We start from the raw sequence: 15,639 nt of genomic DNA, 5'->3' as shown, positions 1-15,639 counted from the left end.
CGTTGCAGAACCCCGGCGGTGCCGCCAGCCCACCGCCGTGAAACAGGCCGGAAACTCTAGCCTCCGGCGGTCCAAAGAATGGGGGCGGATCAACAACCCTCGGACTCTCATCTAAGCCGGAGGAAAAAAGGGTCTCAGGTCATATAGAGCGTCAACTCGCGCACCAGGACGCCAACGCCATCGGCCGCGCCTACACCCACTCCGCCGAGTATCGGGGCGAGCGCGGACGTATGATATGAGTGTGGGCGGAGTATCCCAATGAGCGAGGACGACGCTTGAGGAGATGGGGTGAGGCGCGGCGGCGGCCCAGTGCGTCGCCTCGACCGGCGCATACGCCTACTCCAGCTTAGGTGCCGCATGCCTTGTTGCGGGTTTGCGTCCTCGTGGCGCCGTTATTCCCGACTACACTCTATGGTTGCGCGGGGATGAAATGTCATTGTGCGACGGCAGATAGCGACGCGGCAGGTTGGCTGCCGAGCAACTCATTCAGTTTGATCCGGAGTCGATCTCGGCGAGCGGAATAGAAGGATTCGAACCCTTCAAGGTCAGCCGGCATATCCCCGAGTTCATGCTTGGTCAGATAGTGCTGCTTTGACACGGGATCTGGCAAATGAACCGCTAGCCATGCCGCCGGGAGAGAGGCGCGCTTTTCATTGTTGATGGCACCTTCGAGCAGTTGAAGGTTCGGCAGCGTGTCCACCTGCCTGCCCATGACTTCAGATTGCGCTCCGCTGAACCCTTGCCGTTGTAACTTGGCAGCGGTGAATCTTGAAATCGGAAAGACGTGGTCCACGTGAAATTGATTGCGCAAGTCAACGAACGGAAACAGAAGCGAAAGGAGCGGGAACGTCCGCTTGTCTCCGTATTCCAAGTGAAGGAGATCTTCGATCTCGGCCGGCTCGAACGCCAGCGATTTTCCGCGCTGGCTCATAGCCTGCCGCAGTTGCTCGACCGGGAATGCGGACCCATCGCTTGACTGTATCACCTCGCGCAACGCCGTCAGCAGGGTGTCGAGACCGCTTCCCCAGATGCCGGAGGCCTTGACAATCGATCGCACCAGCCAGCCTCTAATCGCTCCACGGTCATCAGCATATTGGCTGTGCGTCACGTAGTTGGAAGGCGCACCTCGCTTGTACAGATAGTATGCGATGGGCAAGAGCGAACTGTCCGCCTTGAGTGTCTGTCCGTTCAGGCCAAAACTGGCGGCGAGCTCTACCGTCCTTACCAGTGCGGATCGGATGGCAAGCCAATTTGATTCCAGCGCGAGCATGTTGGCAGTCGTGAAGTTCTCGACCTTGAAGCCGACGGACGCGATATCCGCAAGCATGAGGCCGGCCTTCAGAACGAAATCCTGGCTGAGTGCAAAGCCAGTTCCGATGCGGTTGAGCTCGTCCACCAGCTTGTGGATCTCTGCCCGAGCGTCGACCTGCTTCCATTGAGCCACGGCGATGCTGAGCAGAAGGTCCGAGTACGAGAGGACTGTCCCACCCGAGTTAAGGCGAATGAAGATATTAAGAACGCGCTCAAGGTCCTGCGTCTCTTCTTCGTAATAATTGATCAGATTGTGTGAGTTGACGACTCGGTGGAGCCTGTCGAGTATCGCATAGGCGCGTTGCAACGCGTCACCTTGAAGCCCGCGCTCCATAAGCGCGGTCAACATTGCGGGGCCATCATCCATGCCGAGAATGTCGGGAACCTTGAACCAGTGGGCGGATTCATCCCGTGCCACTTGTCCTTCGTCTAAGAATTTGAACCGATACCGCGCGCCGTCCTCATCAGGCGACGGCGCAGATAGGAGATCGAGTCGGAGCGTACGCACCGGAAACGCGTCCGGATTATTCCACCACTTGTTCGGTTGCTTGATCGCCATTGAACCCCTAAGGCCAATGTTCAATGCAGTTAGGCGCTGTTGTCCATCCAGAACTGCCGTAACGCTTTGGTGGTGCAGCGTGGGTAATTCAGGGCAGTGAGCAGCGTCGCGCTGATGGTAGTTTAGGACAAAATCATAGAACTTAAATTTCGCGCTAGTCGCGACTTCTACTTTCCAGAAAAGAAATGTTCCAAAAGGGTAGCCCTGCATTAGGCTATCGAAAAGCCGTTCAATCTGCTCCGGCTTCCAGACAAACTCGCGCTGAATAGCAGGCAAGACGTAGCTCTTCGTTTGGATGCGGCTGAGCGCTTCCGCTATTGTTCCGCCTGGTTTGTACAACCGCCTCTCCCCCAACACTCTACCGTCACCCTAACGGGTGGAACACGTGGTGCCAACATGCAAGTTGGCCTGCTGCCGGTTGCGTGGGCACTGAGATAAGTTGTTCAACTGGACTGGAGCCCGGGAATGCAACAACGGCGGTTCAACCGCGTGTTCAAGCTCGAGGATGTGAGGTTGGTGGAGGATGCGGGGCGTTGCGGGTGCGCAGGCTGATCGCGACTTGGATGTCCACAAGAATGTGCTCCGTAAATGGATTCGCGAGGCGAAGGCGAGCAAGCGGCTCCGAAGCCTGATGGCCGATCAGGGCATCACCTGCTCGATGCGCCGGTCAGTCAACGTCTGGGACAATGCTGCGATGTAGAGATTTTTCTCGTCGCTGAAAACCGAGCGGACAGCCCGCGAGTTCTACAGGACGAGCAATGACGCGAGAGCAGTTGCGCTCCACTACATCGCGCGCTTCTACAATCGCCGGCGCAGGCACTCGATATTGGTTTATATGAGCCCAATCAAGCTCGAGCAGCGAGCACAGTTAGTTTTACCTCGTCTCCACAGAACCGGCAGCAGGCCACTACACCCGCCTCTCTCGCGAGAGGCTCACCTCGTCAAAAACTTCAGCCGGCGGTCGCGACGCTCAGTGTTTAGACTCCCGTGATAAACTGGACGGGCTCGTTCATATCGTCGTACCAAATCCCTCAAATTATTATTCCTTGGCGTTGTCCGAGGATCGACCGACCATTGAGTATGTTGACATGGCTCGATCCAACATGATGTGAATCGTAGCGTTGCCAACGTTGATCCTGCACTACGAAAGTGCGCTTCTAAGAATCGAAGCTGAACTAAAAGTCTCGGGGGAGAAAACATGCTGGGCTCGGGTAGGATCGAAGAGGAGGTGCAGAGGCCGATCGAGGATCAAATTCGTTCAATTGCCGAAGAAACTCTTAATAAGATCGATCAAACGGCTATTAGCGCCGAAGCACTTCTGAAAAGGCCCGCACCTAGCGCAGGCATGGCACTGGCATCCTACAATTCGCTGACCTCCAACGCGGGCGAGAAGCTGGCGGGAATTTCCGAGGCTGAACACCGAAGCTTGTCCGAACTTGCCCGTGAACCGGCCATTGCCCGCCTAGTCGTCCGAGTCGAGGATGGTCCTGAACGAACCATCTTCATAACGCGAGCTACACCGTTAGCCGACGCGCAATGCGCCAGTTACCTTTCGCCGATGGGCCGCTTGGCGGCTCTGCCCGTAGGCCATGATGGCGAAGTGCTCACCTCCACCGGAGTGCGCAATTACGAAGTCGTGGAGAAAGCGCTAATCAAACCTGTTAAGAAGGCTGGCGAATGGGACGCTATTGACACAGTATTCGAGAGCCTTACCGCAGGACCGGTTACGGTTCGTTCGTTGCGCACAGCGCTCCGCTCGATCGGTATAGAGGTCACCGACGATGACTACCTAGCCCAATTGATAGCAGGAGACCCCACTGCGGGCAACATTGTTGATGGTATACGGCGCTCGGTAATTGAAAAAATGGAGCTACGTGAGCGCTCAGTCTTGGACTTGTACCAAGACAACATCTTTCGATTGCCGCTAGATACGCAATTGGCCATCTTGGGCCCGCCGGGTGCTGGTAAGACTACAACGCTAATTAAGCGTTTACGCCAGAAATGCGACATCGATTATCTTGAGCCGGAGGAAGTTGAACTGGTCGAGAGATCAGCAGCAGGTGCCGCCGGGCATAAGAATAGTTGGCTGATGTTTACGCCCACCGAGCTTCTAAAGCGTTACGTCGTCGAAGCCCTGGGTCGCGAGGGTGTTCCGGCGTCCGACTACACCGTGCAGACCTGGGAGGATCAGAGGGTGGAGCTCGGCCGCAACCGGCTGGGTGTGCTCCGTTCCGGAAGCGCCACGAGTGGCGGCTTAATTAAGCCGAGGGCTCGGAACCTTCTGCCTGAGGCAATATTGCATCAAATTGATTGGTTCGAGGACTTTCAGTCCTGGCAGGCCGAGAACTTCTGGATGAGCTTGGGCAGCCAAGCGGTAGTGCTGAGCGAAGCGCATGATTCGCGCGTCCGCACCTTGGGGCAACGCATCGCCGCCATTCTTCCTGAGCGCCGCAGCCAAGTGGGAGCTGGCGCGCTGCTAGCCTTCGACCAGCTCCGCGGGGAGCTATCAGCGCTTGAACACGAAATCAAAACTGCGACGGAGAAGACGATCCGCTCTTCGATCGCGCACCATGCGCGATTCGATAGGGATTTCTTGGACAAGCTCTATGATTTTGCCAAGTCGGCGCGGGACGCAATTGAACCAGTGGAGGATGCGGACGACGTCGACGCTGACGAGGAGGAGGAGGAGGAGGCAGTTCCGAGGGGAAACCGTGAGGAAGCCATAGCGATCTACATTAAGGCCCAGAAGCGCAGAGCCAGATCTAGGGTGCAAAGGCGTTCAATTGGAACGAAGTCGCGCGATGGACGGATCTTGGAATGGCTCGGAGACCGGGGATTAGACGAGACTTCCCTTAAGGAAGTCGGTGAGGCCGAGCTTCAACGTCAGGCGCTGCGACGCTTCGCAAACCCTATCCGTGAGTACGTCGCCAGAGTCCGCTTACGCTACGGCCAATTTCGGCGAGAACGTTTGGCTCAAGGTCGCTGGTATGCCGAGGCTATACCGGGGCCGGACCTGTCACCGCTGGAAGTTGATTTAGTAATATTGGCTACCTTGCGGGCCGGTCGGCTATTACTGGCAGATCGGCGGGTGGTATCAGCTGTTGATGAACCCCGCTATATGCTGCTGAGGAACATTCGATCGCTAATGCGGAATCAGGTCGTAGTGGACGAGGCGACCGATTTTTCGCCCATTCAACTGGCATGCATGGCTCAGCTCTCTGACCCCGCGATTGGCTCCTTTGTCGCCTGCGGAGACTTTAACCAGCGGATCACGTCGTGGGGCGCGCGGACCGAGGCAGACCTGCGGTGGGTGTTCTCCGACATAGACATTCGCCGGATCGAGATTACTTATCGCCACTCGCGCCCCTTGGCTGAGCTGGCCGCCCGCCTCAGCGGTCTAACCGGCCACCACCCCGAAGCCGCCAAGCTCCCCCAGCATTTGACCAACGATGGACCGCGACCAGTTTTGGCTGTTGGCCTAGACACTCCTAGTCTCGCGCGATGGCTGAAGGATCGCATCGTGGAGATTGAGCATTTCACCGGCCGGCTTCCTTCTGTGGCAGTGCTGGTAAATGAGGAGGCCGAGGTGCAGCCTGTTGCCGACGCCTTGGATGAGGTGTTGCTCGCGCTTAACATCCGCTGCGAGGCATGCTTGGAGGGGCGCTCACGCGGTAGAGACCACAACGTGCGGGTCTTCGATGTTAAGCACATCAAAGGACTGGAATTCGAGGCGGTGTTCTTCGTGGGAGTAGACATGCTGGCCGAACGACATCCTGACCTTTTTGACAAATTCCTCTATGTCGGCGCGACGCGTGCGGCGACCTATCTTGGCCTAGTGACAGCGAAACCGACGGTTCCCCCAGCCCTGGCGCCCTTGGTTGGCGACTTCGGTCAGACCTTCGACGAGCGACCCTAAAATGTATGATGGAGGTCGATAACGCGATACGACGCCTCTCAATCCAGTGCAGTAAGCCAATTAAGAATGAGGCAGCGTCGCTCGAGGGCAAGTTGACTCCAGTGAGGCGCTCCGGTCGGGTGCCTATCGACCTACCCAAAAACAGGTGTTTTGCGGCAGTTGCACATGACCCCGGACGGGCGGTTCTGACACCCTGCGGAAGTGACCGACAATCCCTGCCGAATTGGCCTAACGGCCGACAATTGCAATAGAGGGGTTTTCGGCGGTGGTCGGCAAAAGCCTGCTCTCGGTTCGGTTGCGCGGATCGGCTTGATCGCTGGGCTTCCCTCCGGCTATCGTCTAGCCTTAGACCGAGTGGCAACTAGGGATCCGGTCAGCGCGTGCGACGCAGCATGGTCCGGCAGTTCTGACCGAACCGCTAGGGCGATAACACCGGTGACACGGATGACGAAGAGCTCATCCGCGAGATTGCCTAACCATCGCGCGGTAGAGCTGGTTCGAGATGCTAGCTGACAGGTTCCTACCGGGGCGAAGGATGAATTGACCACCTTCGTCAACTAGTCGCGGGTCAATGGTTCGAGGGATACGCCGTCGGGGTTGATGTCAATCATGAACTCCACGATGGCGTCAGCTGAGGATTTGAGGCTGCGTCCGCTGCGCCGAAAGAGCTGAACCTCCCCGTGCGTCTTCAGCTTGCCTTGACGTACCTTGCCCCAGGTGAAATGGAGCTCCCGGCCCAGCGCTGATGAGTGGATGTTTTCGAAGAGAAGTTGATGGAGATGCGACGGGGCCGCGTTGCGGTTCAACGCATGATTGACCAGGAGTGCCATGAAATGGCTTCGCCCCTTCGATGCCAAACCGCCGCTTTGCCGTCTAAATTGTGAGCCGAGGATCGACCAAATGCCGCCTGCTGGATCGGCGGCAGAAAGGTCCCGCAGGTTCGCGACGAGATGGTTCTGAATGTGCAGCATGCCTAAGATGACAGAAGGCGTGGCGTCGGGCCGAACGGAGACCGTCTCGATCCGATCAAGGTCCCGGTGATAGAGCACGTCCGAAAGCGTCCAGTTGGCACGATAGGAACCGCGACTATCAGGGATCTCGACCACCCTGAGGGATCCCGCCACATCCACATAGAAACTCACCGTATCGTCCGATCTCCCTCCAGATGGATTGAGGCCTCGCCGGGCGAGGAGGGCCTTGATCAGCCGGGCAAACTCACCGTCGTCCTCGCGGCGACGCCGTCTTATCGGTACGAGCAGAGCTAGGTCGGCGGCGGACTTGCGCATTTCGTGTCGTACCCTCCGACCTTCGAGTAGCTGCGTGTCCTCGAACAGCTCGACGAAGTTCTGACGATCATCGTACGAACGATGATCGTTCCTTGCTCCGGGGATCGCGACACCGCCACTGGTGCCAAGATTCATCAACATCAGCCGATCGTATATCGCGGCGCAGGCGTCGATTTGCGGGAACTCGCCCATTCCCCGAGCCTTTACGAACGCATGCATGCGATGCTTGGAACGACCGCGTTCGGCCGACAAAGCGGCTACGATAAGGCGTATCATCGCTCCGATCGATTGCGCAGACCCACGAGATCCATTGAAGCCGGATGGCGGAACGAGGATGCGCAAACGCCGCTGTTCCTCCTGCTCATAGATGCGCGGGGCGGCGACCGACGCGCCGATCTCGATCGTCGTGACCCTCGGATCCAGCATGCGATCGATCTCGATCTGAGAGATGTCCCGGCCGATAACCGCGAAAGCCGGCGTACCCTTCGCCTTCTTTGCCGCCCTGGTGAAACTCTCGAACTCTTCGGGCCCGAACGCATCCACGCGCCAACTGAAATCATCTTCCACCGCCGACCTAGCTTCCGCTATGCCGCGATCGACAAGCCATACGATTGCCTCGGCGTCGGGTCCGCCTCCATGTCGCTCGACGAATTTACCGGCATCGACCGGCCACGTACTTTCCCCTGACTTGTATAGGGAGGGGAGACCTTCCATGGCGATCCGCACGGCATGCCGATGCAGTCGGCTGTTCGATACGAGGTCCGCAGGCAATCCCGCTAATCGTACGCGCTCGTTCTCCCGAATGGCGACGACCTTCCTGAAGTCGGAGATCGGACGCCCCGACTCTTCGGCAAGGGCGGCACGCACGTCGGCCGATAGCAACGAAAGGTCCGACCAGTGGCGTGCCGCCTTTGCACTCCGCCGCTCGATGTCTAGATACGCCCGTTCGGCGAACTCCAACCGCTTCTGTCCATCGCCCAAGAACTCGGAAACCTCGATCGCGAGCAAAGCGTTGCTCGCTAGAATCGGGTCGTTAAGTCTAGCGGCAAGTTTCCGTCGGAAAGGGTCGAGGCGATCGACGACGATGTCGTCCTCGGCGAAGCCGAAAGCCATGATGGCGGCGTCGCCAGCGACTGCTTGGTCGTCAACCTGGTCATGGTAGAGCACGCGAGCATCCAACTCGCCGATCGTCTCGAACCCGAGTATTACACCGGTGTCGGATACCCGCTGCACGAAGTCGGCGTTGGAGGCGCGGCGCCCGAAAATGGGAAGAAGGAAACCCTGTCCCCGCCCTACGCTGTCCGCGAAACCCTTGAGCGTGTAGGTCGTCGTCACGCGAACGCTCCTTGGCCTTCAAGGACTTGTTCGACCCGCTCGTAGATCGCGCTCGCGTAATTCGCTGGGTTAAAGCGGCCATAGATCTTGTAAGCGAGGGGAATTGCGTCCGGACTTGCTTCTAGGATCCGTTGTACTTCGGGATCGGCGAGCATTGCTGCAGGTGCTACTATCGCCTGCAGCGCTTCGGCGATGCGGATCGGCTGCGAAAACTGGACCTCGATGGTTCCGCATCGATCGTCGTCGTTTCGAATGCTCGTGTCCGAGATCAGCCGGGCCAATGCCCGAGCCGTACGTCGCGACACATCGAATTGCGGTTGTTGCAGCGGAAGCTGCTCGTAATAGTTCCTGTTGTTGCCGTAGAACGCGGTGACGAGGCGAGATGGTGCCGTTTCATCACCCGAAAGTTCGAAGTCCTGGCGGGACAGGCCCCGTCCGATCAGGTTCTCGTAGCGCGAGAAACCTCCGCTATCGAACGGCAGGCTTCTCCGAGCGGAAGCTAGCAGCGACGGTTTGAGCACGAGGCACATCGGAGCCAGTTCGACCATGTAGCTGGCACCCGCCCGTTCTGCGGGCTTGTAAGCAGGGCGTCCATAAAACAGGTACAGCAGGTCGTCGTCATATACGCCGCAGTGGGTAGGGCGGAGCTCTCCCGACGCGAGCATCTGGACGCCCTGATCGACGGTCGTGCAATGCACCAGACTCAAAGGGCTTTGGGTAGCCTGTGTCAGCTCCAGGAAATCCGACAACGTCATAGATCTAGATCCGCGCCCGCACTGTCTAATCGGTGATCGAATACGGCTCGATCTCTATCGCACTATCGAGTGCGTTGCGACAGCCATTGCTTATCCTATCTCTACATCCTCATGCGCACGCGCCCGTCCCAATGTTCGGTGGCGTGTTGTAAGTGCGGCGGTTGGCATTGGCGTCCTGATCCACCGGCGGGCGCTCGATGGCCGGCACTTGCTCGGGTCTTCTCATCGAGCCGCGCCGCTATGGCGCGAAAGCCTTGGAAGTCATCTCCTTCTTGTCCAAGCCCAACCGCCGCAGAGCGGCTCTCGGCCATCTGGGCTCGGCTCGCGAAATCGGACTGCCCTGACACGGTAAGGGGGATCCTCGTCGACGAAGGTCAGGGCCTGCCACGCCAGTGGCACTTTCTGCTGATCGCCTTGACGCGAAATAACCTGCTCGACCTTCCCGGGGCGACGACGAATCAAGAAATCTCAATCGCAGCCGACTAATTTGTTGGTATATATGTTGGGCTATCGTCAGCGCGTCGATCCGATTTCCGTTTCTAAATAACGGGTTGTTGATTTAATTCGACTCCGTCCCTGACACCATTTCCTGGTCGGGCACTGTCCGGCCTAATCTAGGAAACCCAGCAAAATCCGCGAAAACAAGCGTGTTGGTGGTCTAGCGCTATCCAGCGCCGTGTGGGTGCATCCAACAAGATTGTTGGTATCGCCCCCAAGCCGTGTGCCCCGATGCGCTTTCACATGCCGCCTGCCGGGGCGCAGAGCCGGCCGATTCACTCAAAGACCGTCCTGCGCCCGATCTCCGAAAACACGCCGAATGCCGCCTTGCGCCGTTTGGGCTCTGCGCAGGGCGAGGTGACATCGCATGGCTTTCGCACCGCCGCCGCCACGCTGCTCAGCACATGCGGTCTCTGGCACGCCGACCCGCCCGGGCGGGAGCTCGCCCGTGTCGAGGGCAGCGCGGCGCGCGGCGCCTGGGCCCGGGGAGAGCGCTGGGACAAGCTGCGGGAGTGCGAGGCGCACACGCCGCAATGGCTATGGCGCAACGAAAAGGCGTTCCGTCTCGCGGTTGATTGTTGAGCAACGAAACGCCAGAGTGAGCGTTGTCTGACGATGGGCAACATCGCGCATCGCTCTCGTTTGGAAGGTATCGTCGATGAAACTCTTGTCGGTCCTAAGGGTCGGGCTCCTCGCATTGGCAACGCTCATCGGCGCCGTATCGATGGCGAGCGCCGATGACGGCACCATCAGCATCCGTATCTTGAAGGCCGGGTTCGTGGTCGGTGGATCAGCCGGCGACGGCGTGCTGACGTTTCAGGGCCGCAAATATCCGCTCTCGGTCGGTGGGCTGAGCTATGGCTTGACCTTCGGCGCTTCCGAGACACGACTGCATGGAACGGTCAAAAATATCCGGCGTCCGTCTGACGTTTCCGGGGTCTATGCCCAGGGCGGTGCTGGCGCCGCCTTCGGCAAGGGCGCCCAGGTCGTCGTCCTGACGAACCAGAACGGCGCTGTTCTGGAGCTGAGCGGTGAGCAAAAGGGCGTCATCGTCAGCCTTGATCTGAGCGGACTGGCTTTGTCGCTGAAGTGAGGACTTACCTGGAGCGACGGCGGCGCGATTAACGCCGCCGTCGCTTTCATCAGCGCCGCGACATCGGCTACCGGTCGGCCGTTCTGAGGACACGCCGCGGCAGAGGGCGACAGAGATTGGCGCGTGCCGTAGGGTCGGTTTTCAGCGACAACGACGTCCTGGCGCTGATGGAGGCCCCGGGTCCCTGCCCATCACACTCTGTCGGCGCGGCAAGGCTAGGGGCGGATCGGTAGCGCGCCTTCGAGCCGCGTCATCTCGAAATCGGTGATGAGGATGTCGAGGCGCACGGTCCACTCGCCGGGCGCGGGCATAACCAGCCCGTCAATCCGCCACAGCCCGTCGCGCCGCTCGGCCTTGCGACGGATCGGCTCGATGCCGCGCGCCGGATTGGCGAGCACCAGCGTCACCTCCTTGGCATCGAGCGGCCCGAACTCTCCGGTCATCAGCATCATGTCGACATTCACCGCGCCCACACGCCCCGGCGTCACGGTGATATCCGCCATCGCTTTCAGTGCGTGAATATGGATCGGCGCCGGCTGGGCGGCGGCGAGGGCGAGAGCGCGCGGCGGCGGGGTGAACCGCCACAGGGCAGCGAGCCCGAAGATCACCAGGACGAGGACGATTTCCAGCCGGATCGAGCCGAGCAGGCGGCGCGTCGCGCGCGCCTCGCCCTGCCGGGCAGGTTCCGTCAGGCGCAGCCGGTTGTAGGCCGCCAGCGCGAACAGAAGGGCGACCAGCACGAGCTTGGCTGATAGCACCTGCCCATAGGCGGAGCTCCACAGCGCGCGCAGGTTTTCGAGCTGGATCATTGCCAGCAGGAGGCCGGAGGCCACCAGAGGCAGCACGGCAAACGGAATGAAGCGGGAGAACCGCCGCAGCGTCGCCGCGGCATTTGGCGATCGACGCGCGATCTGCAAGCCGAGCGGCGCCAGCGCGCCGCCCCACAGCGCGATGCCGACCGCATGCAGGAACACCGATGGCCGCGTCAGCCATTGCGGCGGCGCGGTCCCGGCATGGCCGCTCGCGGCAAGCGCGCTGCCAAGACCGATCAGCGCCAGTACGGTCAGCACCCGTGCGGGCAGGGCGGGCAGGGCGAGACTCGCTCCCGCCAGCGCAATCGCCAGCAGACTTGCCAGCACGCTTTTCCCGAGACTGGTGGCGAAGCCGGTCTGCCAGACGATCGGCTGGCCGAGCGCGCCGAGAGGTGCACCAAGCGCGTCCAGGCCCTGCAGGCCGATGGACAGGAGAGCGGCGCCCGTGCCGATGGCGAGCGCGACGGAGATCACCGTCGCGCCATCACGGGTAGGAGCTCCCAGCCAAGCCAGAAAGAACGCGCCGCCAATGCCGACGAACAGGCCGCCATAGAGCAGCAGCCGGTTTGTCCAGATCGCCGCTTGCAGGCCCGGCTCGGCGGCGTCGGCCACCAACGGGGCGGCGCCGCTCGCCGCGCCGATCGAGAACACGACCGAACCGCCGACGGGGTGCCCGTCCTCCGAGACCACGCGCCAGCTCAGCACATAGGTGCCGGAGCCGAGGGCGTCCGGCGCCACGATGTCGAGTGTGCGATCGCGCAGGGTGAAACGGTCGAGCGGCAGGCTTTTGCCGTCCGGCGTTATGAGGCGCAGCAGCAGGGGTGATGTCGGTTCGCTGAAGGTCAGCGCGAAGGCGGTCGGCGGGCTCGGCACCATCGAACCATCGGCCGGTACGGCACCGGTCAGCGAGGCATGCGCCCGCACCGGGGTGCTCGCGGCGGTCAGGCCCGCGGCCACCAGGAGCAGCAGGACAAGCGCGGGGAAAAGGCGGCGCAGCATCGGCAGAAGATCGGTCAAGGGACTTTCCCGGCAGAAGGGACCGGCGCGCCCGTCCTGAGCGCGCCGGCAGGTCGGCGGTGATCAGTTCTTCGGGACGAGCTTCAGGCCGGGCGCCGGATACTCATAGTCGTCCGCGCTCTTGCCCTCGGCCGGGATCTCGATCCAGCGCTCGGCCGCCCCATCCGGGCATTCCTGCACCACGGGGAAGTAGAGCGTCGTGCCCGGCTTCAGATCCTTGGTGAGATAGGCGCGCAGGACGAACTCGTCATATTCGTCGTCCGGCAGGTTGCCGCCGCTCCAGATGATCTCCTTGACGCCCTCGCTGGTGGGCGTGCCGTAATAATCATAGGTACTGGCGTACTTTCCGCGCACCTTCTCGATGGTCCAGCCGGGCTTGGGCTGCGGCTTGACGGAGATGACCCCCTCGGGGATCTGGACGCGCACCTTGATGGTGGGCTTGCCCTCGCAGCCATGGCCGGCGCGGAAAACCGCCTTGTAGGTGGAGGGGACAGGCGCCTGCTGCACTTCCAGCGTGACGTGCGCGAAGGCGGTGCCGGTGCCGAGCGCGAGCAGGGCAGCCGCCAGTAGCGTGGATCGGGTCATGGGCGTTTCCTCGGTGTGATGCCGGCGCGATTCATGCCGACGGGTTGCATGAAGGGAGGGCCGCACGCCCCGGTAACGGGCGCTATGCGGCGGATAGGAGGCCGGGCGCAGCCGCATGCACGCGCGGCCTTGCGGCCGAGCGTGGGCGGACGGGCGACATGTCAGGCGGAGAGGGGCGGTGCGCGGCTGGGGTTGGCGCGGCGCGACGGCGGGCCTGCCGGGGAGGAATCCCGGACGAGGCGGAAGGGTGCAGCGGAGGCGACAGGCGCGGCCATCGGCGCCACGCTGTCGGCGACGGGAAGGCTGGCACTCCCCATCTGGCACACAAGCTGACAGCAATCAGGCCATGGTGGAACCGGCGCGGGCGCGAAAGGAACGGGTTCGCCCCCGCCCCCGCCCTGGCACAGCACGATGCCGGCTTGGCCGTGCGAATCGGCCGCCGCATGGGCGCCGAGCGCTACCCCCGAAAGCACGAGCTGGAGCACAAGCAGATAAGCCACGCACAGCGCGGCCGCAAAGCTCCAGCCTGTCTTTTCGAGTTTCACGAAACCAACTTCCCGCCGCGCGTGGCAACTCGTGAGTGCCGCCCGATCAGGATATCACACACACCGCACCTGCCGCCAAGCCGTCCCAGAGCGCCGCCTCAGCGTCAACGGCACCAGCGCCACCAACGTCGCGGCGACCGGCAGCCGCGCCCCCGTCTGAGCGTGCCGGTCCGGGTGCCGTCCGCCGCGCGAGCGACGGCCGGCGCCTCTATCGCTCCCCGTGCGGGTTGACCCGCGCGCGCAGACGCGGGGCGAGGAACCACGATGCCGGAGCCGCGAGCAGGAAACTGCCCGCCACGATCCAGGGAAAGGCCGTGCTCAAATGGTCGGCATTGCCGGTCATTGCCATGACCGGCACCAGGCCGGCGCCGAACAGCACCGCGCTGGCCATCGGAAAAATCAGCGCCGCAATCGACAGTCGGGTCGACATGTTTCTCTCCCGTGTAAATGCGTGTCGATGCTAAACGCGGGGAAGCGGGAAGCCGTTCCGGCCGGCCGGAACGGCACGCCGCCGGCGGCTGGCAAAGGGAGAGGCGTGATGAGCGATGCCACATTGTGCGTGCACCATCCCGAGGTGTCCTCGGAGGGCTATGCCAGCCTCGCCGTCCCCACGCACCGGGCCTCCACCATCGTTTATCCCGATGGCGAGAGCTTCCTGAACCGCGCCGCGCGCGGGGCGGACGGCTACACCTACGGCCTGCACGGCACGCCCACCACCCGCACGCTGGCGGAACAGATCTCCCGCCTGCACGGCGGCGCGCGCACCCTCATCGTGCCCTCCGGACAGGCGGCGGTTGCCCTCACCACGCTGGCGCTGCTGGTTCCGGGCGAGCGCGTGCTGATCCCCGACAATGTCTACCCGCCCGTGCGCAGCCTGTGCGCGGAATTTCTCGCGCCGCGCGGCATCGACCATGCCGTCTACGACCCGATGATCGGGGCCGGCATCGGCGAGATCATCGACGCGCGGACCCGCCTTCTCTGGATCGAGGCCCCCGGCTCGGGTTCGATGGAGGTGCCGGACGTGCCCGCTCTCATCGCCGCCGCCAAGGCCAGGGGCGCCTATGTCGGCTGCGACAACACCTGGGCGACGGCACTGCTGTTCAAGCCGCTGGAGCATGGCGCCGACATCGTCGCCGAAGCGTTGACCAAATATGTCGGTGGCCATTCCGACCTGTTGCTCGGCTCGATCACCGTCGCCGACATGGCGCTGCACGCCCGCCTGCATGCCCTGCTGGCGGCGCTCGGCATCGGCGTCTCGCCGGATGAGTGTGCGCTGGCGCTGCGCGGCATCGAGACCATGCCGGTGCGCCTCGCCCATGTCGGGCGGGTGGCGGAGGATTTCGCCCGCCGGCTCGCCGCGCGAGCGGACCTTGCCGCCGTGCGACACCCCGCGCTGGCCGACAGTCCCGGCCACGCCGCCTTCAGACGCGACTTCAAGGGCGGGTCCGGCTTGTTCAGCGTGGTACTACCGGCAAAGGCGTGCGAAAGGCTGGGCTCGGCGCTGTCGGAACTGAAGATCTTCGCTATCGGCGCCTCATGGGGCGGGACGCGCAGCCTGGTGGCGCCGATGGAGATCGCCCCGCTGCGCACCGCGACGCGCTGGCCCTATGACGGGCCGGTACTGCGCATCAGCATAGGGCTCGAAGACCCGGCGGAGCTGTGGGACGACCTGACCGCCCTGCTGGACCGGCTTACCAGTTGAACCACCATCCTCACCTCAGGCTGAACAGCACCGGGACGGTGAAGGAGATGGTGCCGCCGGCGACTTCCGGCGGCGGGGCCGGCACCGGCGAGGCGCGGCGGACCATGGCGACCGCTTCCTCGTCGAAGCTGGCATTGCCTGATGAGCCCGCCAGCCGGACCGAGAGCACCTGGCCTGCCCGGTTGATCGAGAACGCCACCCGCGCCCGGCCGCTGGCGCTTTCCC

General features: G+C 62.1%; 11 protein-coding genes and 1 pseudogene. 5 read left to right on the top strand and 7 right to left on the bottom strand.

The window, feature by feature from the left end; translation table 11 throughout:
- Positions 1-433: 433 nt before the first annotated feature.
- The gene (locus J2S76_RS22985) at positions 434-2,209 is read right to left on the bottom strand and encodes a DUF262 domain-containing protein (protein ID WP_307064454.1); all 1,776 of its coding nucleotides are present in this window, start codon (positions 2,207-2,209) and stop codon (positions 434-436) included.
- A 271-nt stretch (positions 2,210-2,480) separates the two neighbouring features.
- Here J2S76_RS22985 and J2S76_RS22980 point away from each other — a divergent pair.
- Positions 2,481-2,741: pseudogene (locus J2S76_RS22980) on the top strand (integrase core domain-containing protein); the annotation flags it as partial.
- Between the two features lie 327 nt (positions 2,742-3,068).
- Complete coding sequence (locus J2S76_RS22975; protein ID WP_307064453.1) at positions 3,069-5,786, top strand: ATP-binding domain-containing protein; 2,718 nt, start codon at positions 3,069-3,071, stop codon at positions 5,784-5,786.
- Positions 5,787-6,343: 557 nt separating this feature from the next.
- On the opposite strand, the gene J2S76_RS22970 is transcribed toward J2S76_RS22975, so the two are convergent.
- Both J2S76_RS22970 and J2S76_RS22965 read right to left on the bottom strand, forming a co-directional pair.
- The gene (locus J2S76_RS22970) at positions 6,344-8,407 is read right to left on the bottom strand and encodes a hypothetical protein (RefSeq protein ID WP_307064451.1); all 2,064 of its coding nucleotides are present in this window, start codon (positions 8,405-8,407) and stop codon (positions 6,344-6,346) included.
- Positions 8,404-9,162: a hypothetical protein gene (locus tag J2S76_RS22965; protein WP_307064450.1), complete on the bottom strand. Its 759-nt coding sequence runs from the start codon at positions 9,160-9,162 to the stop codon at positions 8,404-8,406. The genes J2S76_RS22970 and J2S76_RS22965 overlap by 4 nt, the downstream gene beginning before the upstream one ends.
- 729 nt (positions 9,163-9,891) lie before the next feature.
- On the opposite strand from J2S76_RS22965, the gene J2S76_RS22960 reads away from it, so the two are divergent.
- Together J2S76_RS22960 and J2S76_RS22955 are read left to right on the top strand one after the other, a co-directional pair.
- Positions 9,892-10,242: a hypothetical protein gene (locus J2S76_RS22960; protein WP_307064448.1), complete on the top strand. Its 351-nt coding sequence runs from the start codon at positions 9,892-9,894 to the stop codon at positions 10,240-10,242.
- Positions 10,243-10,318: 76 nt separating this feature from the next.
- On the top strand, positions 10,319-10,753 hold the full coding sequence (locus tag J2S76_RS22955) for a lipid-binding SYLF domain-containing protein (RefSeq protein ID WP_307064446.1): 435 nt from the start codon (positions 10,319-10,321) through the stop codon (positions 10,751-10,753).
- Between the two features lie 215 nt (positions 10,754-10,968).
- Here J2S76_RS22955 and J2S76_RS22950 read toward each other — a convergent pair whose 3' ends face one another.
- The 3 genes from J2S76_RS22950 to J2S76_RS22940 all read right to left on the bottom strand — a co-directional run bounded on the left by J2S76_RS22950 (position 10,969) and on the right by J2S76_RS22940 (position 14,142).
- A complete protein-coding gene (locus J2S76_RS22950; RefSeq protein WP_307064444.1) occupies positions 10,969-12,582 on the bottom strand; it encodes a copper resistance CopC/CopD family protein in 1,614 nt (537 codons plus the stop codon).
- Between the two features lie 63 nt (positions 12,583-12,645).
- On the bottom strand, positions 12,646-13,167 hold the full coding sequence (locus tag J2S76_RS22945) for a YcnI family copper-binding membrane protein (protein WP_307064442.1): 522 nt from the start codon (positions 13,165-13,167) through the stop codon (positions 12,646-12,648).
- A gap of 753 nt (positions 13,168-13,920) precedes the next feature.
- Positions 13,921-14,142, bottom strand: a complete 222-nt coding sequence (locus J2S76_RS22940) for a hypothetical protein (RefSeq protein WP_307064440.1) — start codon at positions 14,140-14,142, stop codon at positions 13,921-13,923.
- 108 nt (positions 14,143-14,250) lie between these two features.
- Between J2S76_RS22940 and J2S76_RS22935 the strand changes: the two genes are divergently transcribed.
- Complete coding sequence (locus tag J2S76_RS22935) at positions 14,251-15,414, top strand: PLP-dependent transferase (protein ID WP_307064438.1); 1,164 nt, start codon at positions 14,251-14,253, stop codon at positions 15,412-15,414.
- 10 nt (positions 15,415-15,424) lie between these two features.
- Here the strand turns inward: J2S76_RS22935 and J2S76_RS22930 are convergent.
- Positions 15,425-15,639 (bottom strand): energy transducer TonB family protein (locus tag J2S76_RS22930; protein WP_307064436.1); only part of this gene is annotated, 215 nt, incomplete at its 5' end.

This window comes from Ancylobacter vacuolatus (assembly GCF_030813595.1).
GTDB lineage: Bacteria > Pseudomonadota > Alphaproteobacteria > Rhizobiales > Xanthobacteraceae > Ancylobacter > Ancylobacter vacuolatus.
This window is presented reverse-complemented; position numbering and strand designations above follow the sequence as displayed.